This is a genomic window from Mycobacterium ulcerans subsp. shinshuense, assembly GCF_002355775.1.
Taxonomy (GTDB): Bacteria; Actinomycetota; Actinomycetes; order Mycobacteriales; family Mycobacteriaceae; genus Mycobacterium; species Mycobacterium marinum.
Genome location: NZ_AP017624.1, coordinates 5,853,661 through 5,876,321, shown reverse-complemented (window position 1 = coordinate 5,876,321; position 22,661 = coordinate 5,853,661). Strand labels below are relative to the sequence as shown.

18 protein-coding genes and 8 pseudogenes are annotated in these 22,661 nt (G+C 64.3%); 16 read left to right on the top strand and 10 right to left on the bottom strand.

Features of this window, described 5'->3' with window-relative positions:
• Positions 1 to 29: 29 nt before the first annotated feature.
• The 5 genes from SHTP_RS26110 (at position 30) to SHTP_RS26090 (ending at position 1,784) form a co-directional block, all read left to right on the top strand.
• Complete coding sequence (locus SHTP_RS26110; RefSeq protein WP_231991682.1) at positions 30 to 551, top strand: lipoprotein LppJ family protein; 522 nt, start codon at positions 30 to 32, stop codon at positions 549 to 551.
• 110 nt (positions 552 to 661) lie between these two features.
• Positions 662 to 973, top strand: a complete 312-nt coding sequence (locus SHTP_RS26105) for a WXG100 family type VII secretion target (protein ID WP_096372222.1) — start codon at positions 662 to 664, stop codon at positions 971 to 973.
• Entirely contained in the window at positions 966 to 1,256 is a 291-nt protein-coding gene (locus SHTP_RS26100) for a WXG100 family type VII secretion target (protein ID WP_096372221.1), read from the top strand. Before SHTP_RS26105 ends, SHTP_RS26100 begins: the two co-directional genes overlap by 8 nt.
• 4 nt (positions 1,257 to 1,260) lie before the next feature.
• A complete protein-coding gene (locus SHTP_RS26095) occupies positions 1,261 to 1,470 on the top strand; it encodes a hypothetical protein (protein WP_020785475.1) in 210 nt (69 codons plus the stop codon).
• Positions 1,471 to 1,514: 44 nt separating this feature from the next.
• Complete coding sequence (locus SHTP_RS26090; protein ID WP_231991233.1) at positions 1,515 to 1,784, top strand: hypothetical protein; 270 nt, start codon at positions 1,515 to 1,517, stop codon at positions 1,782 to 1,784.
• A gap of 106 nt (positions 1,785 to 1,890) precedes the next feature.
• Here the strand turns inward: SHTP_RS26090 and SHTP_RS26085 are convergent, their stop codons facing one another.
• Together SHTP_RS26085 and SHTP_RS26080 are read right to left on the bottom strand one after the other, a co-directional pair.
• Complete coding sequence (locus tag SHTP_RS26085; protein WP_231991232.1) at positions 1,891 to 2,739, bottom strand: hypothetical protein; 849 nt, start codon at positions 2,737 to 2,739, stop codon at positions 1,891 to 1,893.
• Between the two features lie 10 nt (positions 2,740 to 2,749).
• Positions 2,750 to 5,089 carry a putative alpha/beta hydrolase gene (locus SHTP_RS26080; protein ID WP_096372219.1) on the bottom strand — a complete coding sequence of 780 codons (2,340 nt, stop codon included), beginning with the start codon at positions 5,087 to 5,089 and terminating at the stop codon, positions 2,750 to 2,752.
• 883 nt (positions 5,090 to 5,972) lie between these two features.
• On the opposite strand from SHTP_RS26080, the gene SHTP_RS26075 reads away from it, so the two are divergent.
• From SHTP_RS26075 to SHTP_RS26045, 9 genes and pseudogenes are all read left to right on the top strand, one after another.
• Positions 5,973 to 6,848: a transglycosylase SLT domain-containing protein gene (locus SHTP_RS26075; protein WP_086085812.1), complete on the top strand. Its 876-nt coding sequence runs from the start codon at positions 5,973 to 5,975 to the stop codon at positions 6,846 to 6,848.
• 3 nt (positions 6,849 to 6,851) lie between these two features.
• Positions 6,852 to 6,956: pseudogene (locus SHTP_RS28220) on the top strand (hypothetical protein); the annotation flags it as partial.
• Positions 6,954 to 7,505 (top strand): annotated as a pseudogene (locus SHTP_RS26070) (type VII secretion AAA-ATPase EccA); the annotation flags it as partial. The pseudogenes SHTP_RS28220 and SHTP_RS26070, both read left to right, overlap by 3 nt.
• 256 nt (positions 7,506 to 7,761) lie before the next feature.
• Positions 7,762 to 9,100: pseudogene (gene mycP1, locus SHTP_RS26065) on the top strand (type VII secretion system ESX-1 serine protease mycosin MycP1).
• A pseudogene (gene eccE / locus SHTP_RS26060) lies at positions 9,097 to 9,648 on the top strand (type VII secretion protein EccE); the annotation flags it as partial. The pseudogenes mycP1 and eccE, both read left to right, overlap by 4 nt.
• A gap of 318 nt (positions 9,649 to 9,966) precedes the next feature.
• On the top strand, positions 9,967 to 10,113 hold the full coding sequence (locus SHTP_RS27820; RefSeq protein WP_153234315.1) for a hypothetical protein: 147 nt from the start codon (positions 9,967 to 9,969) through the stop codon (positions 10,111 to 10,113).
• 3 nt (positions 10,114 to 10,116) lie between these two features.
• Positions 10,117 to 11,055: pseudogene (locus tag SHTP_RS26055) on the top strand (secretion protein EspK); the annotation flags it as partial.
• A 147-nt stretch (positions 11,056 to 11,202) separates the two neighbouring features.
• Entirely contained in the window at positions 11,203 to 12,405 is a 1,203-nt protein-coding gene (locus tag SHTP_RS26050; protein WP_420811867.1) for an ISAs1-like element IS2404/ISMul1 family transposase, read from the top strand.
• A 159-nt stretch (positions 12,406 to 12,564) separates the two neighbouring features.
• A complete protein-coding gene (locus SHTP_RS26045) occupies positions 12,565 to 13,215 on the top strand; it encodes an EspA/EspE family type VII secretion system effector (RefSeq protein WP_231991231.1) in 651 nt (216 codons plus the stop codon).
• On the opposite strand, the gene SHTP_RS26040 is transcribed toward SHTP_RS26045, so the two are convergent.
• A complete protein-coding gene (locus tag SHTP_RS26040) occupies positions 13,201 to 14,037 on the bottom strand; it encodes a hypothetical protein (protein WP_096372216.1) in 837 nt (278 codons plus the stop codon). The genes SHTP_RS26045 and SHTP_RS26040 overlap by 15 nt on opposite strands.
• 126 nt (positions 14,038 to 14,163) lie before the next feature.
• Positions 14,164 to 14,331 (bottom strand): annotated as a pseudogene (locus tag SHTP_RS26035) (type VII secretion integral membrane protein EccD); the annotation flags it as partial.
• A gap of 43 nt (positions 14,332 to 14,374) precedes the next feature.
• Between SHTP_RS26035 and SHTP_RS29940 the strand changes: the two are divergent.
• Entirely contained in the window at positions 14,375 to 14,509 is a 135-nt protein-coding gene (locus SHTP_RS29940; RefSeq protein ID WP_265338860.1) for a hypothetical protein, read from the top strand.
• Here SHTP_RS29940 and SHTP_RS26025 read toward each other — a convergent pair whose 3' ends face one another.
• From SHTP_RS26025 to SHTP_RS30595, 6 genes and pseudogenes are all read right to left on the bottom strand, one after another.
• Positions 14,510 to 15,712 (bottom strand): ISAs1-like element IS2404/ISMul1 family transposase, encoded by a 1,203-nt coding sequence (locus SHTP_RS26025; RefSeq protein WP_420873060.1) that lies wholly within the window; start codon positions 15,710 to 15,712, stop codon positions 14,510 to 14,512. It abuts the gene before it with no gap.
• Positions 15,713 to 15,773: 61 nt separating this feature from the next.
• The gene (eccD, locus tag SHTP_RS26020) at positions 15,774 to 17,234 is read right to left on the bottom strand and encodes a type VII secretion integral membrane protein EccD (protein ID WP_265338859.1); all 1,461 of its coding nucleotides are present in this window, start codon (positions 17,232 to 17,234) and stop codon (positions 15,774 to 15,776) included.
• Complete coding sequence (locus tag SHTP_RS30600) at positions 17,231 to 19,879, bottom strand: MinD/ParA family ATP-binding protein (RefSeq protein WP_096372214.1); 2,649 nt, start codon at positions 19,877 to 19,879, stop codon at positions 17,231 to 17,233. Before SHTP_RS30600 ends, eccD begins: the two co-directional genes overlap by 4 nt.
• A gap of 115 nt (positions 19,880 to 19,994) precedes the next feature.
• Positions 19,995 to 20,282 carry a WXG100 family type VII secretion target gene (locus tag SHTP_RS26010; RefSeq protein WP_015357697.1) on the bottom strand — a complete coding sequence of 96 codons (288 nt, stop codon included), beginning with the start codon at positions 20,280 to 20,282 and terminating at the stop codon, positions 19,995 to 19,997.
• A 36-nt stretch (positions 20,283 to 20,318) separates the two neighbouring features.
• A pseudogene (gene esxB, locus SHTP_RS26005) lies at positions 20,319 to 20,620 on the bottom strand (type VII secretion system ESX-1 WXG100 family target CFP-10).
• Positions 20,621 to 20,711: 91 nt separating this feature from the next.
• Positions 20,712 to 21,053, bottom strand: a pseudogene (locus tag SHTP_RS30595) (hypothetical protein); the annotation flags it as partial.
• A 154-nt stretch (positions 21,054 to 21,207) separates the two neighbouring features.
• Between SHTP_RS30595 and SHTP_RS25995 the strand changes: the two are divergent.
• Positions 21,208 to 22,410, top strand: coding sequence for an ISAs1-like element IS2404/ISMul1 family transposase (locus SHTP_RS25995; protein ID WP_420873059.1), 1,203 nt, complete (start codon positions 21,208 to 21,210; stop codon positions 22,408 to 22,410).
• Positions 22,411 to 22,661 lie beyond the last annotated feature (251 nt).

Genomic DNA, 22,661 nt, shown 5'->3' with positions numbered 1-22,661 from the left:
GCACTGCACTGCGGCATATCGGGGTGGCGATGGCTGTGCTCGTCTTGGGAGGATGTTCACTGATGAGACCGCACCGTCCCGAGATCGATCAGCCGGCTCATCCGCTGTCGGACCAACAGGCCCGCGATCAAGTCATCGAACCGGCCAAACAGATCGCCAGCTTTGCAGGCCTGCAGGATCCAACCGGACGCTTCGACTTCTCGTCATGCAATGACCAAGGCGATCCGCCATATCGCGGTCTGGTCTCCATGAGCTTCGCGTGGCCCACTGACGACACCGGGGGCTATCCCGCTGCAGCCGAACCGAATACGGTCTTTCAACAGATCGCGACCGACATGGTTGCTCACGGCTGGAGTGATGGCCCTCCGCCTGATTGGCACTCCTTTGGCCGCGTCCTGAACAAGAACGGGGTGGTGGCGGTGCTGACCCAAAGCTCCGCTAGCGGGAAGGGCAGCATCCAGCTCTACGGCGAATGCCGCAATATGACCAACCATCGCCTCGAGGGCACGACGATGGGCTCCCGCATTGACGAGCAGCTCCGCGGAAAGTAACAAGCCATGTGGCATTGAGCTGGACATGGCTGTCCAGGTGCGCTGGGTGGGCCCAGGGCGGGGCGGCCAGGCGAATTGCGGACGCGCCTCCGGGTGGCTAGGTTGCCGACATGGATGCTGACGGCATGCTAGGTGCGAATGCCGCTGCGATGCTTGGCTTCGCGGAATCGCTGCATGGTGCTGCCGAACATCTTCAAGGCGAACTGGCTGAGCTCGAAGGACAGGTTGGCGACATGTTGGGCGGGTGGCGCGTCGCGGCGGGGAGTGCATTTGCCTCGGCATGGGAATTGTGGCGCCGTGGTGCCGGAGAGGTGCAGTTGGGGCTGTCGATGCTGGCGGAGTCGGTAGGCCAAGCGGGCGCGGGCTATCAGGCCAACGAGGCGGCGTCGGCGCGGGCTCTACGTGAATTGGGCCATGGCTGATCCCTTCCGGGTGGATCCCGCCTCGCTGTCCGATGCGGTAGCGCAGATGGCGGAGTTTGGTCGTCACGCGGAGGCCATGATTGCTGAAATCGAATCCCTGGTAACCAGATTGCACGTGACATGGACGGGCGAGGGCGCGGCAGCCCATGCCGAGGCGCATCGGCATTGGGCCGGTGGCGAAGCGATTGTGCGCGAAGCGCTTGCTCAGTTGCGGTCCGCGGGACACAGCGCGCACACCAACTACACCGCGGTCATGTCAGCGAATCAGAGCATGTGGTCATGAGCTGATGGCGCCGCTGGCCGTGGATCCCGCGGCCCTCGATGGCGCTGGCGCCGCGGTGTTGGCTGCCGACGAGGGGCTGGAGCCGGTGATCGCATCCTCTGGTCGTGCTTCTGATGGGGCGGCAGCAAAGGTCCTGGCAGCTATGGAGCTAGCCGAAACAGGCTGTGCGGCAGTGGAGATGAGATTGGACTGTCGCTTCTACGTTTCCAACTGAATGAGAACTCACCAAGGCCGCTTCCACGGACTGTTGTGTGGTAGATGAATTGGTCGATCCGTGCAGGAATGATGAACGAACGGAGTTATCGGGTGAGTGCAGGATTTACGGGCAAGATTTTCCGCACAGCCGAGGAAGCGGAGCGCGAGGGCTTCACAGCGCCGATGGACGATCAGATTGCGCGCGCACAACGTCTTTTCGAAGAGTTTCAAGCGAAAGTAGATGCGGTAGGTCCTGATCGGGTGAAAGAAGTATCGCCCAAATTCTGGGGCGATACATCAGGTCGGGAAACCGGCATCAGCATGGATGGCTAGTTGTAAGATCCGCTGGTAACCGTGCTCAACGAACTTGTCCTCTAATCCGCGAACCGAGGTGTGGTTGGCGACTAGCCAGTTGAGCACTTGGGAATTGCATAGCTGATCACAGTGCTCCTGCTGCGGGCCAGCCGGGAAATGGTGGCAGGGTGGGAAAGTCTGAACGGGGATGCACGCCGTTGCTGAGAAATAGCCGGCGCTCTAGAGGATCTGGTGCCTTTTCGACACAGGACTGGGCGTCGGCTGGCCGCGATGGCCACTCCGGAAACTCGGTGATTCGGGTTGGAGAGGCGTCGATGATGAGGGCGCCGTCGATTCGCCAGGCGCCGAAGACATCATCGACCGGTGCTGGGGCGGTTCCTTTCTGCACCGCCAGGGGTGATCCCGTGCCACCTTGTGGGGCGGTCATCGACACCCATTGCATCCCAATCCCGCTAGAAGGAGCCGTGAATGCCGTCTCGTGCATCCAGCCATACTTCCCGTGGCCTAGATCGAGCGCTGTGGTGTAGGCCCACACACACACCACCGCGGTCACCTGCCGATCTATCTCATCAACCCGCAGGATGTGATAGCCGCGGGTACCGACGACGGGGATACCGATGGGGTGTTGGGTGTCCGGCCAGCGATCGCGGGTGCTGTGCGGGTGGCCTTCCGGAACATTCGGTGGCACCGCCTGGGCGAATCCCGGGTACGCATAGGCGATGTCACCGCCGTAGTCCGCCAGATAGATCGACTCGAGGTAGGCGCGGACCGTGACGGCCGGTGCGGTGAGTAGATCGATGCCCGGTTCGGCACTCCATACCGCGCGCACATCGGCCAGCATTCCCGTCCAGGGCAGCTTCGCTGGCGGTGTGGATGGTTGGGGGCTGGGCGCCGGCCCGCAGCCGCCCAACAATGCAACCAGCAGCATCCCGCACGCCATCGCGAGCCGGAGCCGCCACCGTCTGAGCTTCATCTGCCTGTTCCTAGGGGTTGGGTATTTGGACCACGTCGTTGTAGTGGTTCTGCATATGCGGAATCACGGTTCCATCACCCAGCGCTCCCTGCACCGCATCCCTCAGCTTCTGGTTGTACTCGAAGGTATTCCCGCCCCCACTGATACGCCGATATTCGTCGTACGTCGCTATCCGCAACGGACTACTCGGGTCGCCGGGAACCGTGTGCACAAAGAAGTCGCTGTCCAGTCCGCTAATCGGGGCGTGGTTTGCGATCAGCCCGTTGAGCACTTGGGAATAGGCGACGCTGTCTGGCATGTTCGCCACGATCTCCGATGTTGTCATGGCTGTCGGCGGGGCACCGATAATGTCCTGCTGCAACGCATTCCCAGCCATGGACACACCCGGACCGGAAAGCTTGCCCACGATGTTGAAGGGCGGTGGCAGCGCACCGCCCGCGATCCCGGCTCCGGTGCTGAGCCCTTTGACGACTGAGCCATACGCCGACTGCTTACGCGCGTAGGCCTCGGCTGCTAGCTGATCCCCGTTGAGCCCCTGGGCGTGGGCCGCGTTGTTGACGCCGCAGTCGACCAGGGCCTTCAAGGTCGCTGCCTGCTGCAAATCGGCATCGTGGGCGACTGCTCCCGGCGTGTGGTTGGCTACCGCTGCGGCGTAGTCGTTTTGGTCTTGCATGATCTGCCGCATCGCGGCCCCGTTGAAGATATCGGAGGCGTCCTTGTCGGTGCTAAGGACAGAGAAAATGCCTTTTGCAACAGGAAGTCTCGTCTCCACGTCCTGGTTCGCGTCCGGGGTGTGAAAGTACTGCGACAAATCATTGCTGTCACCGGCGATGTTGGCGACGTAGGGCGCCAGGCCTTTGGCGAAGTCCTGCACCAACTTCGGGTTCATCTGACCGAGAGTTTGATGTCCCGGCAGGTCGAGCAACTCGTGGGAGTTCTGCCCGAGGTATGCGGCATAGGTTTGGGCGGTCTGGCCGGCGATTCCGGCTTCCGGTCCGGTGGCGTTTTGTGTCCAACTGAACAATGATCCTGCGGCGGCACCGTCGTCTGCCCACGTTTGGTGGGTGATGTTCAGCATGAAGTCTCCGCTGGCGGCGTCGCACATGCCAAGGTCGTTGACCATCCAGTTGACGGCACCATGGTCTCGCCCGGCTGCCCAGAAAGCGGCCTCGACCGTCGGGTCGAAGGTGTTGCGGGTCCAATCAAACGAGCTCATGATTTGCGCGCCCTTGTGCAGCAGGTTCTGGTCCAGTGGTGTGTTGTGCTGCAGCATGGGGTTGCCGCCTTTGACGATGTCGGCGATCGTCCTGGTCTGGTCGGCAAACAGGATCCCAGGTGCGGTCAGTGTCCGCTGCACGCTTTCGGGCAGTTGCGCGAACCCACCTTGCACCGTTTCCGACCTTTCCTTGGCACCAGGGTCCAATGGCGTCTTGGGGAAGGAGATCGTCGGCGTGCTCATCAACTGCCAGGAATCGCCGATGACATGTCGTTGGTCGTCGAGGCGTTCTTCGGCCGTCTTGAGATCGTCGATCGACATGCCGTGTTGCTGCGCCTGCATCTGACTCAACACGGACGCCTGTTCTGGCGTCAGTGGTAGGTTGCCCGCTCGCTGGTCGGCGGTGATCGAATCCAGCACCGCCGCTACCCGGGCGGCAGCGGCTTTGTCGCCGGCCAGGGCCTTGTGCACATCCTCTTCGGCCTGCTGCGGAGTCTCGGGAGTATGACCGTCGAGGCCGGCTACCAATGTGGTGTCGTAGCCGTCGGTGTGCAAGTTGGACTCGGCCTGCTGCAGTTTGCCCGCGTAATCGTCACGGATGCGTTCGAGGTCGCCTATCGCGGCTCTGGTCTTGTCGATGGCCTTTTGCTCACAACCGGTGATGTACTCCTCGAGCAGGTCACGTTCCACTCGGGTCAGGTTCGGATCCCGCTCCAGCTGAAGGGCTTCGTCGAGCTGATCGTCAATACGATGTAGTTCGTCCTCGAGCGCGGCGAGAGCTGATTTGCCTGAGCGCTGCGCCTCGGCCAGGGTGGCCGCGACATTTTGCAGGTCGGCGGCGATCTTCGGCAGCTGAGCCGCTTGCACGCCTAGCGTGGTGACGGTGCGCCGCACCTCGGCCGAGTCGTTGATCGGATTCTCGCCGTTTTCGTGGGTCCAGGATTTCTCGAAGCGCTCGCGGGCCTGACGGAAGGCGGTGTCGGCCTCGGCCGTGGATTGCCCCGCATCGTGAAACGCCTGTGCAAGATCGGAAATCTGCGCCGGTCGCCCGCTTTGCAGGGTGGCGTTGATCTTCCACGGATCGCCGCCAGCGAAGGTAATCAGCGCAGCCTGGCTTATATGTCGAAGGTGCACTGGGCTATCCGACGAGTGCTACCAGCTGCGTTCGGGGTGTTGTCCAACGCGCTCTCCAGCAGCTACGGCCCTGCAATGTGACGTTGTAGCCAAGCGCACCTGCTTCCTGGCACGACATCATGCTACGAACGGCCCTTCACCCCCTTGTCGATCGGCGGCAACATTAATACCGTGCGTCGGCGCGTCAATTCACTCTCAGCGCTGACCGCCCGTCTGCGCCCCCACTTGTCGAGCCTTCGATACACCGCGGTGGCGATGGCCATCCGATGAAGGGCGGGGTGTATTGCCTTATGAGGCCCGTCGCCGGGGCATCCGGGAGCATCCAAATAAACGGACGCGAATTCGCGCAACTTTGAACGCATTCATTAGTTGGTAGCCGCCGAGGACTAGTGACAATAGCTCGGCGGACATCGATTCTGGCCGATTCATGAAGCCGACTACGCCCAGATATCGGAAGGTGCGCGCCGGCATGAGTTCATGCTTGCCCAGTTGGGAGCAACGCGCGGGATGGTCCGCCCACCCCGCGGCAGCGCACGCAGGAAAACGTGCGTTCCGCGAAATGACCTCTCTCAAGTGTCCCCGGCGACCTCTTAGCTACCTGGTCAGTCGTCGCCAACCGTGTGGTTAGGTGACTAGTCGGCTCCTCCGAGCCGAAGTAATCTCGTCACGGGTGTCGCCATTACCGATGGTGGCCCGGCAATCGAAATGCGCGCGCAAATTCGCTGCAGCTACCCTGCGATGGGCGGGCGACGGTGTCCGCGCCCATGGTGCGCCGTGTTTCGCTGACCCGGAGGTACGGGAGTAGTGGCTTGGGTGTTTGTTTCCAGGCGGAGTGGTCTGCTGACAGACGTGGGCCGGTTTCGGCACGGCGGCGGAGGAATTCTTGACTGATCCGCTGATCCTTCAGACGCTGGCGACCTTGTCCCGCGGGCACGGGCTGTTCGCCGGTCGCTTAGTCGACGAAAGAAGCCGCCACGAGCCGCAGCTTCAGGCACTGGCCGACTCCGTATCGCAGACAGGAGGGGACCGGCTTCCCGATCGGGCCGCAGCGCGATCGCACGCCGTCGTCCAGGCCGTACGACGGTCCATCGACACCGACCGGGAACTCGCGCAGATCATGTCGATAGCCCAGGCCGATCACGCGCTCGCGAGAAGGGCCACGCGCGCCATCCTGCAGGCAGCCCACGCCGATAGCGCGCTCGCGGCCGATACGCCGCTTGGCCGGCGCGAAGCCATGGTCCGCATGGCGGCAAGACTGCGAGCCCAGCGCCGCCACATCGTGCGGTCGCGTGCACGGGCGCGACAACTGGTGTTGCGGCTGCGCCGGCTGCGGTACCTACAGGCAGCCGCTAGGCGACAGCATCATCACGTTTCACCCACGGGCCGGCCCGCTGTGTTGGCGGCGATCCGTAAAGCCCTCGATATCAAGGGTATTCACGACCCTGCAGCACGAGCGCGCTGGACACGCGGGATGGATTTGGTGGCCCGCCGAGAGTCGGGCTACAACGCCAGCGCGGTGAACGACTGGGACGCTAACGCGGCCCAGGGCACGTCGAGTAGGGGAGCGTGGCAGTTCATCGCACCGACCTTCGCGGCCTACCACCAGCCGGGCACCTCGACCAACATCACCAACCTGGTGGCCCAGGCATGCGCGTTCATCAACTACGCGCAGGGCCGCTACGGGGTTGCCGCTGATGCATCGAACCTGGCTGATCGGATCCAGCAAGCCGATCCACGTCGTTCCCCAAGGGGGTACTGAGCAATGCCGTTGAGCTTGTCCAACCGGGACCAAAACTCCGGGCACCTCTTCTACAACCGCAGGCTGCGTGCGGCGACCACCCGCTTCTCGGTGCGGATGAAACATGAGTTCTACTCCCTGGTGGAACGTCACCAGGACGGAACACCGGACATGATGGGCATGGAGGCGGTCAACCAGCTCCTGGTCAAGTTGGAGACCCACCGATTCGATTTCTGTTTCATCGGTGCGGGCTATGAGGATCAGGTCGACGAATTCCTCAGCGTGAATCCGGGTTTGGCCGGACGATTCAATCGCAAGCTGCGCTTTGAGTCCTATTCGCCGCCGGAAATCGTCGAGATCGGGGAGCGCTATGCCGCGCCGCGCGCCAGCCTGCTCGATGAGGCGGCGCGCGAGATCTTTTTGGACGCGGCCACCACCATCCGCAACTACACCACCCCGGGTGGGCAACACGGGATCGATGCCATGCAGAACGGGCGGTTCGCGCGCAACGTCATCGAGCGCGCCGAGGGATATCGGGACACTCGAGTGGTCGCCCAGAAGCGAGCGGGGCGAGCGGTGTCGGTCGAGGATCTTCAGATGATCGCCGCTGGTGATGTCGAAGCCGCGGTGCGCAGCGTGTGCGCGGACAACCGTGACATGGCCGCCATCGTTTGGTGACGGATCGCGCCGGTTGGCGAGGGCAAGCCCCGGCGCGTGGAATGGCATGTGTTCGTGCATCTTTGAATGACACCCGGACCGGTACGGCACTGTGTGCGGAGCCGGTTGCCGACGCCGCTTGGTCACAGTTCAGGATGAACAGGCTGGCACCGGGTTGAATAGCGTCGTTTACGCGCCCGTTACGTCTAAAATGCAGGCAGGACTGACACGAGCGTGCCAGAGCCTCACTGCGGCTAAAGAACGGAATGATTCCGGGGTGCACCGGACCTTGCTGACGATGGTCGCGCTGGCGTTGCTGACCGCACCGCCGGCTTTTGCAATCGATCCTCCCTCGATTGATCCCGGCGCGGTACCACCGGATGTAACCGGTCCCGACCAACCCACCGAGCAGCGAGTGCTCTGTACCAGTCCCACGACGCTGCCCGATTCCAGCTTTCACGATCCGCCGTGGAGCAACGCCTACATGGGTGTCGGAGAGGCCCACAAGTTTGCGACCGGGGCCGGCGTGACGGTGGCGGTGATCGATACCGGCGTGGACGCCTCACCACGGGTCCCGGCCGAGCCGGGCGGGGACTTCGTCGATCAGGCCGGCGACGGACTGTCGGACTGTGATGCGCACGGCACGCTCACGGCCTCGATTATCGGCGGGCGCCCCGCACCGACCGACGGTTTCGTCGGGGTTGCCCCCGACGTGCGACTGCTTTCGTTGCGCCAGACATCGGAGGCCTTCGAACCGGTTGGCTCGCAACCCAACCCCAATGATCCCAACGCGACGCCGGCGGCCGGGTCCATTCGCAATCTTGCCCGTGCGGTGGTGCATGCGGCCAACCTCGGGGCGGGAGTGATCAACATCAGCGAGGCGGCGTGTTACAAGGTGAGCAGGCCGATCGACGAAATAAGTCTGGGCGCGGCCATCGACTATGCGGTCAACGCCAAGAACGCCGTGGTCGTCGTCGCCGCGGGTAACACCGGCGGCGACTGCTCGCAGAATCCGATGCCCGACGCGTCGACACCCAATGATCCCCGGGGCTGGAACAAGGTGCAGACCGTGGTCACCGGCTTGGTATGCGCCCTTGGTGCCGACTGTCGGGGGCATCGGCCAGAACGGGGTGCCGAGTTCGTTTTCCATGCACGGACCGTGGGTGGGGGTAGCGGCACCCGCGGAGAACATCATCGCGCTCGGTGATCACGGCGAACCGGTCAACGCCCTGCAAGGTCGAGAAGGACCCGTGCCCATCGCCGGCACCTCGTTTGCGGCGGCCTATGTCTCCGGTCTGGCCGCGCTGGTCCGGCAACGGTTTCCGGAACTGACGCCGGTGCAGGTGATGAACCGGATCACCGCCACCGCGCGACATCCCGGAGGCGGTATCGACAATCTCGTCGGCTCCGGCGTGGTCAATGCCGTCGCGGCGCTGACCTGGGACATCCCGCCGGGCCCGGCCTCGGTGCCCCCCAGCGTCAGACGACTACCGCCCCCACGCATCGAACCCGGCCCGGATCACCGCCCGATCACCATGGTGGCGTTGTCGCTACTGGGGCTGACGCTGGTGCTCGGATTGGGCACGTTGGCCGCCCGGGCGCTGAGGCGCCGATGAGGAACCCCTTCAGTTCAATACGGTTCCGGGTCAGCACCGGCCACACACTTGTCGTTGCGGTGCTGGCGCCGCCCTGCATCATGATGTTCCTGCACATGCGCTACTGGTGGGTGGGCATCGCGCTGGTAGCGCTGGGCGTCATCGTGGCGACGGTGACTTTTTCCGGTCGTCGGGTCACCGGGTGGGTGGCCACCGTGTTCGCCTGGCTGCGTCGGCGTCGCCGACCGCCGGATGTGCCGTCCGAACCGGTGGTCGGTGCCACCGTGAAGCCGGGTGATCACGTCGCGGTGCGTTGGCGACGCGACCACCTGATTGCGGTGATCGAGCTCAAGCCTCGCCCGTTTACCCCGACGGTCATCGTCGACGGCAAGGCTCACACCGACGACGTGCTGGACACCCGCCTACTCGAGGACCTGCTGTCGGTGCATTGCCCGGACCTGGAAGCAGATGTGGTCTCGGCGGGCTACCGCGTTGGCGTTAGTGCGCGGGTCAACCAGGCGTTGAAGAACGCCCAGGACGCCGCATCCAAGTACAACGACGCGGCGGGAGAAAAACTAACCGCAGTGTTGTCCTCAATGTCTCAAACAATGAACAACGGGATGGTCTGATCCGTCCCTGCGCCGGGGTGGAAACAGTCCCCTCGGCGCGCCTGTCAGCGGCTTTTGGTTCGCGCTAGCGGACCATTGACGCGACCGCCGTGGTGCCTCCGTGTCGCGGCGTCTGCGTCGTTCTGCGCGCGGCTCAAGCCTGCGCGAAATCTCTCCGATACGGCGGTCTGCCGTGCTGTGGTGTCATTTTCGTCGGACCGTCCCGATCCCCAAATTGGCGCATCTAGCTGGTCTTAACCTCGGTTAGGCTTGTTAACCATGACGTCCGGTACCACTGACCAGCTGACGCGGCCCGCAAGCCAGCGCAACGGCGGTGCGGTGTGCGCGCCGGTCCAACGATCCACTGCGGGTACCTACCTGACAGGTCTGGTCGCTGCGGCCTGGATGCTGCGGGGAGGAGAGTAGGCGATGGGTATTCCGAGGCCGACGGGGGAGTACGCCGGGCGGATGCTCGAGGCGGGTGGGTGGCCCGACGCCGACGAGGACATCCACTACGACCGGGCTCGCGAGTACAACCGGGTCCTGCACCTGTTTACCGGCGTGATGGACGCCTGCCGGCACCAGCAGGTCGAGGTGTTCGACGGTGGTGTCTGGTCCGGTGGTGCTGCCAGTGCGGCCAACGGTGCGCTGGGCGGGAATCTCAAGCAAATGAGCACGCTGCAGGACTATCTCGCCACGGTTATTACCTGGCACCAGCATGTGGCCGGGTTGATCGCCGAGGCGAAGGCAAACATTGACAACAACGTGGACGGTGCTCATCGCGAAATACGGGTTCTGGAGGGCAACGCCGACCTTGATCCCGAGGAGCGCAAGGCGGCGATCGCATCCCTGATCCGTTCAGCTCACGAGGCCAACTCGGGTCTGGTGGCCGAAGCCGCTGAGCAGGTTCTGGCATCCAGAAACTGGAAGCCGCCGCACAATGCGCTCAAGGATCTGCTGCACCAGGTGACGCACCCGGCACCGGGCATTCCGTCCGTGACCGTGCCGACACCAGGACAGCCAACCCCCGGGGCACCCGGACCCAAGCCATTCGAACCCACGCCGGTCAACCCGCACAAGCCGGTTACCCCTGGCGGCCCGGGCACGCCGGTGAACCCGACGCCGGGTACTCCGGTGGTTCCGACACCCGGCGGGCCACCGCACCCGGTTACCCCGGGCATCCCCGTTACTCCGATCACCCCGGGTACTCCGATCACCCCGGGCACCCCGGTGACGCAGATCACCCCAGTCACCCCCGGCAAGCCGAAGCCAGGGAAACCCGACACCCCGGTCTTGCCGGTCGAGCCAACCCCGGCCCCGGCGCCGGCACCTGCCCCAGCGCCGGCACCGCAGCCCGCGCCCGCTCCGGGGCCAGGGCTCCGGCGTTGTTGATTAGCAGGCTTGTGAGCTGGGTTGATGATCTTTGGTGCCGCGCTATTGGGGCCGGAGTGTAGGCACGGGCTATCTGGAGAACGATCGAGTTGGTTACTGTTCGTCGTTGGCCTGGAGTTGCCCGTGCCTACCGTTTCAGTATTGCCTGTGTCGTCGGTTCCAGAGGTGTTCGACCGCTGGAGTCCTGGTGAGCGCAGCGAGCTCATCGGATCGGAGTTTCTCGATGTGTTGGCCTCGGTGCCAGACCCGAGGGACCCACGCGGTCGGAGGTATTCGCTGATGGCTTTGTTGGCGATCGCGGTTCTGGCCACTGCCGCGGGGATGCGCGGCTATGCTGGTTTTGCCACATGGGCGGCCACCGCTCCCGATGATGTGTTGGCCCAATTAGGGGTCCGGTTCCGGCGGCCCAGTGAGAAGACCTTCCGCGCTGTTTTGTCTCGGCTAGACCCCGCCGACCTCAACGCCAGGATGGGCAGTTACTTCACTGCACACGTGGCCAGCAGCGACCCCAGTGGATTGGTGCCGATCGCGTTGGACGGCAAGATGCTGCGTGGTGCTTTACGCGCCAAAGCGACAGCCACGCATCTCGTGTCGGTGTTCGCCCACCGTGCCCGATTGGTGCTCGGTCAACTCGCTGTCGCCGAGAAAAGCAATGAAATTCCCTGCGTACGTGCCCTGCTCACGCTGCTGCCGGGTAGCTTGCGGTGGCTGGTCACCGTGGATGCGATGCATACCCAGGTCGTCACCGCGAAGTTGATCTGCGCCACCTTGAAGTCGCACTACCTGATGATCGTCAAGTCCAACCAAGCCAAAATACTTGCGCGTATCACCGCGCTGCCCTGGGCCGAGGTGCCCGCAGCCGCTACCGACGACTCCCGCGGCCACGGCCGTGTCGAGACCCGCACCCTGCAAATCATCACCGCTGCACGAGGAATCGGCTTCCCCTACGCAAAACAAATCATCCGGATCACTCGTGAACGCTTGATCACCGCCACCGACCAGCGCAGCGTGGAGGTGGTCTATGCCATCTGCAGCCTGCCGTTCGAGCACGCCCGCCCTACCGCGATCATGACCTGGATGCGTCAACACTGGGGAATCGAGAACAGCCTGCACTGGATACGCGACGTCACCTTCGACGAAGACCGTCAAAGGGCACATACCGGAAACGGCGCACAGGTCCTAGCAACGCTACGCAACACCGCGATCAATCTGCACCGCCTCAACGGCGCCGACAACATCGCCGAAGCCTGCCGGATCACCGCTTTGACCGCCAACCGCCGCCTAGACCTCCTCAATCCACAATTCCCCAGCTCACAAGCCTGCTAATCAACAACGCCGGAGCCCTGATGGGAGACCCAATTTGACGGATTCGAATCGGACGTAGGGGAGATTGAGCGAGAAGCGGAAGCGGGGGCAGCCGATAATCCCCACGAGCTATGCCCAGGAACCGTTGTTTGCGGGGCGACCCTGACCATCCTTGGTGTCATGTGGGGATGGCTTGGAGGTGAGTCGCCCGAGCAGGGTGATCGCTTGGCGAGCAGTGGGTCATTGTTCGACGACGTCGGCGCCCAGGTCGCCGCCCTTGGTCCGGACGGCGGTTGGCGGGGCAATGCGGCGCAGGCCTATTGGGTTCAGAACCTCGCACAGTCGCGGCACGCCACGCTGATGGCCGACCTGGACCGGCTCACCGCCGGGCTGGTGTCCTCCCAAGCCGATGCCGTCAAGCAAGCCCGCGAGCGGCTGTCGGTACTGATCGCGGTAGTCCTGGGTGTGCTGGTGGTTTGTGCCGGCCTGGAACTAGGGGGGCCCGAGGGCCAGCTCCCGTCCTTCCACATTGCGGTCGCCGCATGCGGTGTTGTGCAGGTTGCCGCCGCCGCCACCCTGATCGGGTTGGCGAACAAGACCTCCTCGAACGCCAGTAGCCTGCGGGCGGCGACACAGCGAGTGACCGAAATGTTGGCGGCACGGTCGGCACGCTCGGACGCGATCCCCGGGTCGGCCGGTATGACGGCGCCCGATGTGGGCACGCCCCCATCCGGCGCCCGGCCGCGGTTGGATGTCGCCGGTGACACCGCGCGTATCCGCCGTACGCCCGATCGGGGTGCGGCTTACGCCGAATTATTAGATCGGAGCTGAGACCGAACCCGTCGACGTCTCGCCACCGCCGGCGCTTTCGACGGGAGCGCTCACCAGTGTGGCGTGGCCAGCCGCGGCGCCTTCTGCACCGGCCGCTGCCAGGGCGTCTTCCTCGCCCTCTTTGGTCTCGTCAGCCAGCTCCGCGTCTTCGTCGGGTTTGGTGTCCGAGACGAGCTGTGCCGGCGTTGCGCCGCCCTGCGAGGAACCCTGTTGGGCCGACTGACTGATGGTCTGCGCGATCGGTGAGGCCTGCTGCGCCATCTGACCGGCTTGCGGGGCCAGTTGCACCAGCTGGGGAATTGTGGCGGCCACTCGGGGCGACAGGGCTTCCGCCTGAGCGCTGACCGCCTCGCCGATCTGTGTCGCCGCCGCCGCGGGTACACCCAGCAGCCCGGTCGCGGGCGCGGCCAATGCTTGCGCCACGGGCGCGCCCAATAGCCCAGCGGCGGGCGCGGCCAACGATTGCACGGTCTGTCCGGCCTGGCTCTGTGCCACAGCGTTTGTACCGCTTGCGCCTAGCGCTTGGCCGTCGCCGCCGAATTGGTACTGCGTCAGTGCATCGCCAAGGGCTTGGTCGGCCTTCGCGTAGATGTCTGCGGCAGTCGACATGCTGGAAGCGGTTCGTTTCAAGGCGGCGGTTACACCGGGCATCCCGTCGGATACCAAGGACTCGATGCCAGGCATTGTGTCGTTAATTGCAGCCGAAACCGGATCCCCTCCAGTTGCTGCTATCGGCGCTGGTGGCGCCGGAAAAACCAGCTCGGCGAGCTTGCTTCCCGCAGCAATCAGACGGGCGGGATCGGCGGCCAGAGGCTCAGCCATCGCAGAATCCCTCCTGTACGTAATGGGTTGAGCAAATTTTACCCGACCTGAAACAAGCCCGATTGCGCCAATTTCGGTGCGGGCCGATCCGTTGCCACGACCGCCCTGACGTAGCCCTCCGGTGACTCAGAATCGGATGTTTCGAACCAGGTCATAGACGCCGGTAATCCACAGCAGCAGCGGGACAATTGATGCGACCATCGCGCCATCGAACAATTCCAGGGCCCGTTTCATGACTGGCGAAACGCGACGTACCTGGTTCATCGCGCCGACCGAGATGAGCGTAACGAGGGCAGGGCTCCGGCGTTGTTGATTAGCAGGCTTGTGAGCTGGGTTGATGATCTTTGGTGCCGCGCTATTGGGGCCGGAGTGTAGGCACGGGCTATCTGGAGAACGATCGAGCTGGTTACTGTTCGTCGTTGGACTGGAGTTGCCCGTGCCTACCGTTTCAGCAGGGCTCCGGCGTTGTTGATTAGCAGGCTTGTGAGCTGGGGAATTGTGGATTGAGGAGGTCTAGGCGGCGGTTGGCGGTCAAAGCGGTGATCCGGCAGGCTTCGGCGATGTTGTCGGCGCCGTTGAGGCGGTGCAGATTGATCGCGGTGTTGCGTAGCGTTGCTAGGACCTGTGCGCCGTTTCCGGTATGTGCCCTTTGACGGTCTTCGCCGAAGGTGACGTCGCGTATCCAGTGCAGGCTGTTCTCGATTCCCCAGTGTTGACGCATCCAGGTCATGATCGCGGTAGGGCGGGCGTGCTCGAACGGCAGGCTGCAGATGGCATAGACCACCTCCACGCTGCGCTGGTCGGTGGCGGTGATCAAGCGTTCACGAGTGATCCGGATGATTTGTTTTGCGTAGGGGAAGCCGATTCCTCGTGCAGCGGTGATGATTTGCAGGGTGCGGGTCTCGACACGGCCGTGGCCGCGGGAGTCGTCGGTAGCGGCTGCGGGCACCTCGGCCCAGGGCAGCGCGGTGATACGCGCAAGTATTTTGGCTTGGTTGGACTTGACGATCATCAGGTAGTGCGACTTCAAGGTGGCGCAGATCAACTTCGCGGTGACGACCTGGGTATGCATCGCATCCACGGTGACCAGCCACCGCAAGCTACCCGGCAGCAGCGTGAGCAGGGCACGTACGCAGGGAATTTCATTGCTTTTCTCGGCGACAGCGAGTTGACCGAGCACCAATCGGGCACGGTGGGCGAACACCGACACGAGATGCGTGGCTGTCGCTTTGGCGCGTAAAGCACCACGCAGCATCTTGCCGTCCAACGCGATCGGCACCAATCCACTGGGGTCGCTGCTGGCCACGTGTGCAGTGAAGTAACTGCCCATCCTGGCGTTGAGGTCGGCGGGGTCTAGCCGAGACAAAACAGCACGGAAGGTCTTCTCACTGGGCCGCCGGAACCGGACCCCTAATTGGGCCAACACATCATCGGGAGCGGTGGCCGCCCATGTGGCAAAACCAGCATAGCCGCGCATCCCCGCGGCAGTGGCCAGAACCGCGATCGCCAACAAAGCCATCAGCGAATACCTCCGACCGCGTGGGTCCCTCGGGTCTGGCACCGAGGCCAACACATCGAGAAACTCCGATCCGATGAGCCCGCTGCGCTCACCAGGACTCCAGCGGTCGAACACCTCTGGAACCGACGACACAGGCAATACTGAAACGGTAGGCACGGGCAACTCCAGGCCAACGACGAACAGTAACCAACTCGATCGTTCTCCAGATAGCCCGTGCCTACACTCCGGCCCCAATAGCGCGGCACCAAAGATCATCAACCCAGCCCACAAGCCTGCTAATCAACAACGCCGGAGCCCTGGTAACGAGGGCCGCCGCGAGGTAGATCGTCAACAACAGCCAGGCATAGTGGGGATACCAAAGGCTCAGCTTCACGGCAAGCCCGGTCGGGATGGCAACCGTCGCCGCCAGGAGCGCCCATGCGCACCACGGATCCGCGTACAGCCGCGATCGGAACGAACAGATCACCGTGATCAGACCCGCCACAATCATGCTGTGTAGGAAAAAGTGGCCGCGTACCACCACGGCTATCGAACCGACCGCAAGAATCAGCGTTCCCGCGGTGACGTAGCCGACGAGGAGCTGCTTAGCCAATTTGCTGCGCTCAGTGAGCCGGGCTGCCGACGCCGGCGCGGAGGCGATGATGGCTTGCCAGGTCGGTGTCTCTTCGTTGGTCGCGTCTTGGGCGGTGATGGGATCGAGCAATTCCTCGTTGTCCACGGTCTCTCCGGGAACGGGGATGGGCGGCAGCGCGATCCGCGCGACGGCGACAGTCAGTTTGGCCGCGTTCGTCACGATGAACAACCCGAACGCAATCGCCCCGGCCGGCACCCATTGCTGATATCCGTATCCGAAGGCGACCGCCGCCGAAATGACCGCGATCGATGTAATCACCACAAACGCCGCGATGTCGTGGCGTTTGTGCGGCCCGCCGCGCATCATCAAAGTGATGAACAACACCGCTGTGGCGGCGGCGGCGAGCTGGGGCGCCCCCAGCGAATGGAACCCGCGCGGCAGGGGAACGGCGATCGCTGCCGCCGCGGCGATGACGCCGTACGACGTAACCAGCAGGCTCTCGGCGAGCCGCGAGTTTTGGTAGAACCGTTTTGCGACGAAGGAACCGGCCAAGGCGGCGAGCCCAATTAGGCCGATCGCCAGCGGCCAGAACACGCTGCGCCCGGTTTGCCACCAGGCCCGCATGGCAACGGCGGTGATCGGCAGGGCGAAGAGGGGGATTGCCACGGCGAGGAAGCGTTCCAGAGCGGTGCGGTTGAACTCGGGCGACTCGTCGAGCACCGCGATCGCGTCGATGACGTCCTCGACGAGGGGCCGATACCGCTCCGTGCGACTGGCCAAGACCAAGGTCAGCAGCGATCCGTCGACAACGCCGGCCTCATCGAGGGACTGGTCGAGCTTCAGCGGCGGGAATCCGGGCCGAGCGAACGTCCAAACGCCCTGAGCTTCGAAGTCGAAGCCGGCCAGCACCTCCGCGGGAGTGTCTTCGAGCAGATCAGCCAAGATCGCGACGGTCTCGTCGACATAGCTCTCCATGGGTGCCGCCGCGGGCAGCACCAGATCTGTCATCCGTCTGCCGGTAAGGACGGTGACCCGGGTGGTTGCCGGCTTGGGTGGGGTTGTTCCCGTGGCGGCGGAGGGTGCGGCAACTGCAGGTGCGCTCAACGACGTCCAGCGCTTTCAAAATCGTCGGACAGAGCCGCGGCCAGCTCGAGAACCCGTCGTCGGTAGACGGGGCCAAGCTGGTCGAGATGAATTTCGGTGCCGGCCGCGATGTGCCGGTCCCATGGCAAGACCACTACGCGCCCGGGTTGGAGCTGCTGTTCAAAGTCCCGGACCAACTGCTGCTCCGACACGTTGGTTTCGCCAACGGCGACATGGTTTATCGCTACGCATGCGCGGCTCGCCAAATCCTGGTAACCGTGTTTGCGCAACCAGTCCAGCGCGATTGCGGCTTGGCGCGCACTGTCGATGGAAACGTTAGTCAAGATCACGATCGCTGAGGCGGTATCGAGCACACCCAGTGTCACCGGATCGAATAGCCCTGCCCCGCAATCGGCCAGGACCAGGTTGTAGAACTTCGACACGGTATCGACGGCCGATCGCAAGTCTTCGCCGCTGAGCCCGCGCTGCGCGGAGGTGTATTCCGCGGTGGGGAGAATCTCGAGATTGGCGGCATTGACGCTGGCGTGTGCGCGGACATCGTTGTAGTGCGACAGCCGCGGATCCGCCAGCAGATCGGCAATCGATGATGGCGACGAACGTCCCGAACGTTCGGCGAGATTTCCGGCGCCCGGATCGGCGTCAAGCACCAGGATCCGATCCCCGCGCACGTGCGTCAGTGTGGTGCCAAGAGTGACCGTCGTGGTCGTCTTCCCGGCGCCGCCCTTCAGGCCCAAGATCGCGATCTGATACGAGCCGCGGGGCTTTCGACCGATCCGCGTGCGCAGGTCCAATTCATACTTCTCATCGGGAGAAAGGCCGAAGTTGATCCGCGTGACCGCGTGAACCCGCCGCCGCCAACCCCGTTGTGGCACCGGCTTCTTCGGCTTCTTCGGCTGCTTGGCCGGGGCACCGGCGTCCGGCAGGGGCTCAGTAGCCTCAGTAGCGGGTTGAGCCGCGGCGGCGGTGCGCGGCGGCTGAGCCCTGGTGGGGCCCGGCGGTTGAGCCCTGGTTGGCACCAGCGGAGATGGTGTCGAAGCGGCAGAAGTCCGGGATTCGGCGCGCCGCCTGGCCCTACGACCATCAGGGCGCCCCGGCGCGGACTCGACGGGGGCCCCAGGGGCGGCGGGCATGGGTCCGGAAGGCCGATCGAGCGTTGGTTGGCTCTGCTGCAGCCACGCGAAGGACGCGGTTGAGCTTTCGTCCGCCGCGGGTCCGTTTCGCCTCATTGGCTCGCGCGTCGGAAGCGGCCGTACCGCGGTGGCCTCGAGGTCATCGGTTTCGGGCTCGGGCCGATAACGATGCGCCCGTCGGGCATGCCGCGAGTGCCGAGGAGCCTCGGATTCAGCCTCCGGTGGCCCTGGAGGCTGAGGCGGGCCACCGATCCGGACCCGGCGCGGTGGCGGAGGTTTGGCCGATTCATGCCGGTTTGGCGTGGCGCCGCGTGCTGGGGGTGTGAACGCCGCTGGCCTTGGTGGGGGCGGCGGGTGTACGCTGATGGGCTTCGGTTGCCCGGGCTGGTTGGGTGGCGCCGTTGGCGGTTGAGCGCGGCGACGCGGGGGGCCCGGTGGTAACGGTGGCTCGGGCCGGGTGGGTGCCGGCCCGTTGACCGGCATGGGGGGTCGCGGTGATTTCGGTGGTGCCGCTGGGGTTTCGGCGGCCGCCGGTTTCGGTTCTTCTTCTATGTCCTGGTGCGGGTGCGGCGCGCCCTGTTGTGGTTCCCGTGTGGGTGGGGGCCCGCCGATGGGCATGGGGGGACGCGACGGTCTTGGTGCCGCGGGGGGTTCGGTGGTTGCGTGGGCCCGTTCCTCGACGGCCTGCGGCGGCTGCGGTGGCTCTGCTGAGGCCGTCGGTTCCGGTGGAGCCGGTGGCAGTTCGGGCGGTTCCGGTGGCGGTCCGCTGACCGGCATGGGCGGTAGCGGTGATTTCGGTGGTGCCGCTGGGGCTTCGGCGGGCGCCGGATTCGGGTCTTCTTCTATGTCTTGTTGTGGTTGCGGCGCGGCCGGGGGTGTGGGTGGGGGCCCGCCGATGGGCATGGGGGGACGCGGCGGTTTTGGTGCCGCGGGGGGTTCGGCGGTTGCGCGGGCCTGTTCCTCGACGGCCTGCGGCGGTTGTGCAGCAGCCTCCGGCGGCTGCGGTGGCTCTGCTGGCGCCGTCGGTTCCGGTGGAGCCGCGGGTGGCTCCGGAGATGCCGGTGGCGGCCCACCGATAGGCATCGGAGGCAGCGGCGACTTGCCGCCAGGCGGGGGCCCGCTAACGGGCATTGCCTCGTCCGGAGGTTCAGCCTCGGCTGTCGGCGATTGCGGAGGTGCCTCCGGACGAGCCGGTGGCGGTCCCGGGGGTGCCGGTGGTAGCTCCGGGGGGGCCGGTGGTGGCTCTGGGGGTATCGGCGCAGGCCCGCCGATGGGCATGGGGGGCAACGGCGACTTGGCGGGGCCAGCTGCCGGCTCTGCGGAGTCTGACGGCGACTCATCTTCCGCCGGCGGAAATGCGCGCGACCAGCCCTTAGGCGCCGAGTGCCCGTCGCCGTTGGGTTTTACGGGCGGCGGATACGCGGTACCAGGATCAAAGAAGGTTTGCCCAGTTTCATCATCTGGAGGTCCGGAACCCTCGGCGGGCCGAAATAGCTCGTCGTAGTCCGCCGGCATCGGAACCTCTCAGAAGTTCGCCAATAGAACGAAGCACGAGAAGGGGCGAGATTCCGAAAGGTTGAAACTCGCCCCGATCTCGTGCTTCGGTATTCTACGCGAACGAGAGGGGGGATTAAGCAAACATCCCCGTGACGTTGCCCTCGGTGGAGGACATTGCCTGACCGGCCTCGCTGATGGTGCGAGCCAGGTTCTGCAGCGCGTTGTTGAGCTCCTGGGCGGTGGAGTCCCACTTCTGCTGCACACCCTGGTAGGCCTCCGAACCGCTACCACCCCAGGCTGCGGCCAGCTTGTGCAGCGACTGCTTGCCCTCATCCAGAAGGGAATGAATGCTGCCGACATTTCCCCCGATTGAGCTGGATGCGGCCTCAATGCCGGCGAAATTCCACTGCTGTTCTGTCATGTCGTATTGCTCCGTTTCTTTCTCGTGATAGGGGAATCAGAAGCCCATTTGCGAGGACAGCGCCTGCTGCTGCTCGTCGTCGGCCCGGGAGTACTGGACACCGGCCTGACGGATGTTCGTCGAAATCTCGTCGAGTTCGGCCCGCTGCTTGTTGGCGGTTCCTGGAAACGGACCACCGCAGCTTGAGCGGCGGTACCAGCCGCACCGCGCCACTGGGCCTGCAGCGAACCGGCGGTCGACTCAACCTGGTCGATCTGGGTCTTCAGGTCACCGGAGATCCGCTCGAAATTACCTGCCTCCTGCGCGAGGGTAGCGGCATCGGTCTTCATCTCTGCCATGCTGGACTACTTTCTCTCTTTCTTTCCTCGCCAAATTGTTGGCAAGTCTTCCGACCCGGGTGGCCGGGAAGTCTGTTCGTGTTGACGACGCTCACCAGTCGTCCTCGTCATCCCAGTCGTCTTCGTCGGCCTCGTCCCGCTCCTGGGTCAGCGCCGCCGGGGCGCCCATGCCTGGCCGCGACGAACCGCCAGCACCGGCGCCAGCTCCTGCCCCCATTCCGCCGGCGCCCACCGGGGCGGCGCCACTGCTTGCCGACGATCCGGCAGCCGCGGCCGGCTGCACTGACGGACCCATCGGCTTTTCGACGAGTTCGCTGATCAGTGGCGTGCGGGTCAGGGTTCCGCCGGCGCCGGGTAGTGATTCACCGCGCAGCAGGCCCGCGCCGGTGGTCGGGCCTGACCCACCTGCCAGCGGGTGATTGGACAGCGCGCCCGCTCCGGGGCCAGGGCTCCGGCGTTGTTGATTAGCAGGCTTGTGAGCTGGGTTGATGATCTTTGGTGCCGCGCTATTGGGGCCGGAGTGTAGGCACGGGCTATCTGGAGAACGATCGAGTTGGTTACTGTTCGTCGTTGGCCTGGAGTTGCCCGTGCCTACCGTTTCAGTATTGCCTGTGTCGTCGGTTCCAGAGGTGTTCGACCGCTGGAGTCCTGGTGAGCGCAGCGAGCTCATCGGATCGGAGTTTCTCGATGTGTTGGCCTCGGTGCCAGACCCGAGGGGCCCACGCGGTCGGAGGTATTCGCTGATGGCTTTGTTGGCGATCGCGGTTCTGGCCACTGCCGCGGGGATGCGCGGCTATGCTGATTTTGCCACATGGGCGGCCACCGCTCCCGATGATGTGTTGGCCCAATTAGGGGTCCGGTTCCGGCGGCCCAGTGAGAAGACCTTCCGTGCTGTTTTGTCTCGGCTAGACCCCGCCGACCTCAACGCCAGGATGGGCAGTTACTTCACTGCACACGTGGCCAGCAGCGACCCCAGTGGATTGGTGCCGATCGCGTTGGACGGCAAGATGCTGCGTGGTGCTTTACGTGCCAAAGCGACAGCCACGCATCTCGTGTCGGTGTTCGCCCACCGTGCCCGATTGGTGCTCGGTCAACTCGCTGTCGCCGAGAAAAGCAATGAAATTCCCTGCGTACGTGCCCTGCTCACGCTGCTGCCGGGTAGCTTGCGGTGGCTGGTCACCGTGGATGCGATGCATACCCAGGTCGTCACCGCGAAGTTGATCTGCGCCACCTTGAAGTCGCACTACCTGATGATCGTCAAGTCCAACCAAGCCAAAATACTTGCGCGTATCACCGCGCTGCCCTGGGCCGAGGTGCCCGCAGCCGCTACCGACGACTCCCGCGGCCACGGCCGTGTCGAGACCCGCACCCTGCAAATCATCACCGCTGCACGAGGAATCGGCTTCCCCTACGCAAAACAAATCATCCGGATCACTCGTGAACGCTTGATCACCGCCACCGACCAGCGCAGCGTGGAGGTGGTCTATGCCATCTGCAGCCTGTCGTTCGAGCACGCCCGCCCTACCGCGATCATGACCTGGATGCGTCAACACTGGGGAATCGAGAACAGCCTGCACTGGATACGCGACGTCACCTTCGACGAAGACCGTCAAAGGGCACATACCGGAAACGGCGCACAGGTCCTAGCAACGCTACGCAACACCGCGATCAATCTGCACCGCCTCAACGGCGCCGACAACATCGCCGAAGCCTGCCGGATCACCGCTTTGACCGCCAACCGCCGCCTAGACCTCCTCAATCCACAATTCCCCAGCTCACAAGCCTGCTAATCAACAACGCCGGAGCCCTGCCCCGCTGCGCACGACGCTGTCACCCTCTTCGGGGGGTGTTGGATGTGCCAAAGCGTAGATCAACCAGGCGAAGAGGACGGCCTCGGTGCAGGCGCACATCACTGATCCAGGTTCGCCACGTAATTCCGGTTCCGGCGGGTTGTTGTTTCCGCCAGGCACCGGCGCGTCATTGCCTGCTGGATTGAAAGGCTGCATGCTGCAAAGTTCCTTCTGATCTGGTGTTCTCGTTG

Bases quoted from the DNA above. Each gene is read 5' to 3' on its own strand.
- SHTP_RS26095 (WP_020785475.1), top strand. From the start codon at position 1,261: ATGGCGCCGCTGGCCGTGGATCCCGCGGCCCTCGATGGCGCTGGCGCC.
- SHTP_RS29940 (WP_265338860.1), top strand. From the start codon at position 14,375: ATGATCTTTGGTGCCGCGCTATTGGGGCCGGAGTGTAGGCACGGGCTA.
- SHTP_RS26090 (WP_231991233.1), top strand. From the start codon at position 1,515: ATGAATTGGTCGATCCGTGCAGGAATGATGAACGAACGGAGTTATCGG.
- SHTP_RS26040 (WP_096372216.1), bottom strand. From the start codon at position 14,037: ATGGCTGAGCCTCTGGCCGCCGATCCCGCCCGTCTGATTGCTGCGGGA.
- SHTP_RS26045 (WP_231991231.1), top strand. From the start codon at position 12,565: ATGTGGGGATGGCTTGGAGGTGAGTCGCCCGAGCAGGGTGATCGCTTG.
- SHTP_RS26010 (WP_015357697.1), bottom strand. From the start codon at position 20,282: ATGACAGAACAGCAGTGGAATTTCGCCGGCATTGAGGCCGCATCCAGC.
- SHTP_RS26085 (WP_231991232.1), bottom strand. From the start codon at position 2,739: ATGAAGCTCAGACGGTGGCGGCTCCGGCTCGCGATGGCGTGCGGGATG.
- SHTP_RS26100 (WP_096372221.1), top strand. From the start codon at position 966: ATGGCTGATCCCTTCCGGGTGGATCCCGCCTCGCTGTCCGATGCGGTA.
- SHTP_RS30600 (WP_096372214.1), bottom strand. From the start codon at position 19,879: ATGCCGGCGGACTACGACGAGCTATTTCGGCCCGCCGAGGGTTCCGGA.
- SHTP_RS27820 (WP_153234315.1), top strand. From the start codon at position 9,967: ATGACGTCCGGTACCACTGACCAGCTGACGCGGCCCGCAAGCCAGCGC.
- SHTP_RS26110 (WP_231991682.1), top strand. From the start codon at position 30: ATGGCTGTGCTCGTCTTGGGAGGATGTTCACTGATGAGACCGCACCGT.
- SHTP_RS26105 (WP_096372222.1), top strand. From the start codon at position 662: ATGGATGCTGACGGCATGCTAGGTGCGAATGCCGCTGCGATGCTTGGC.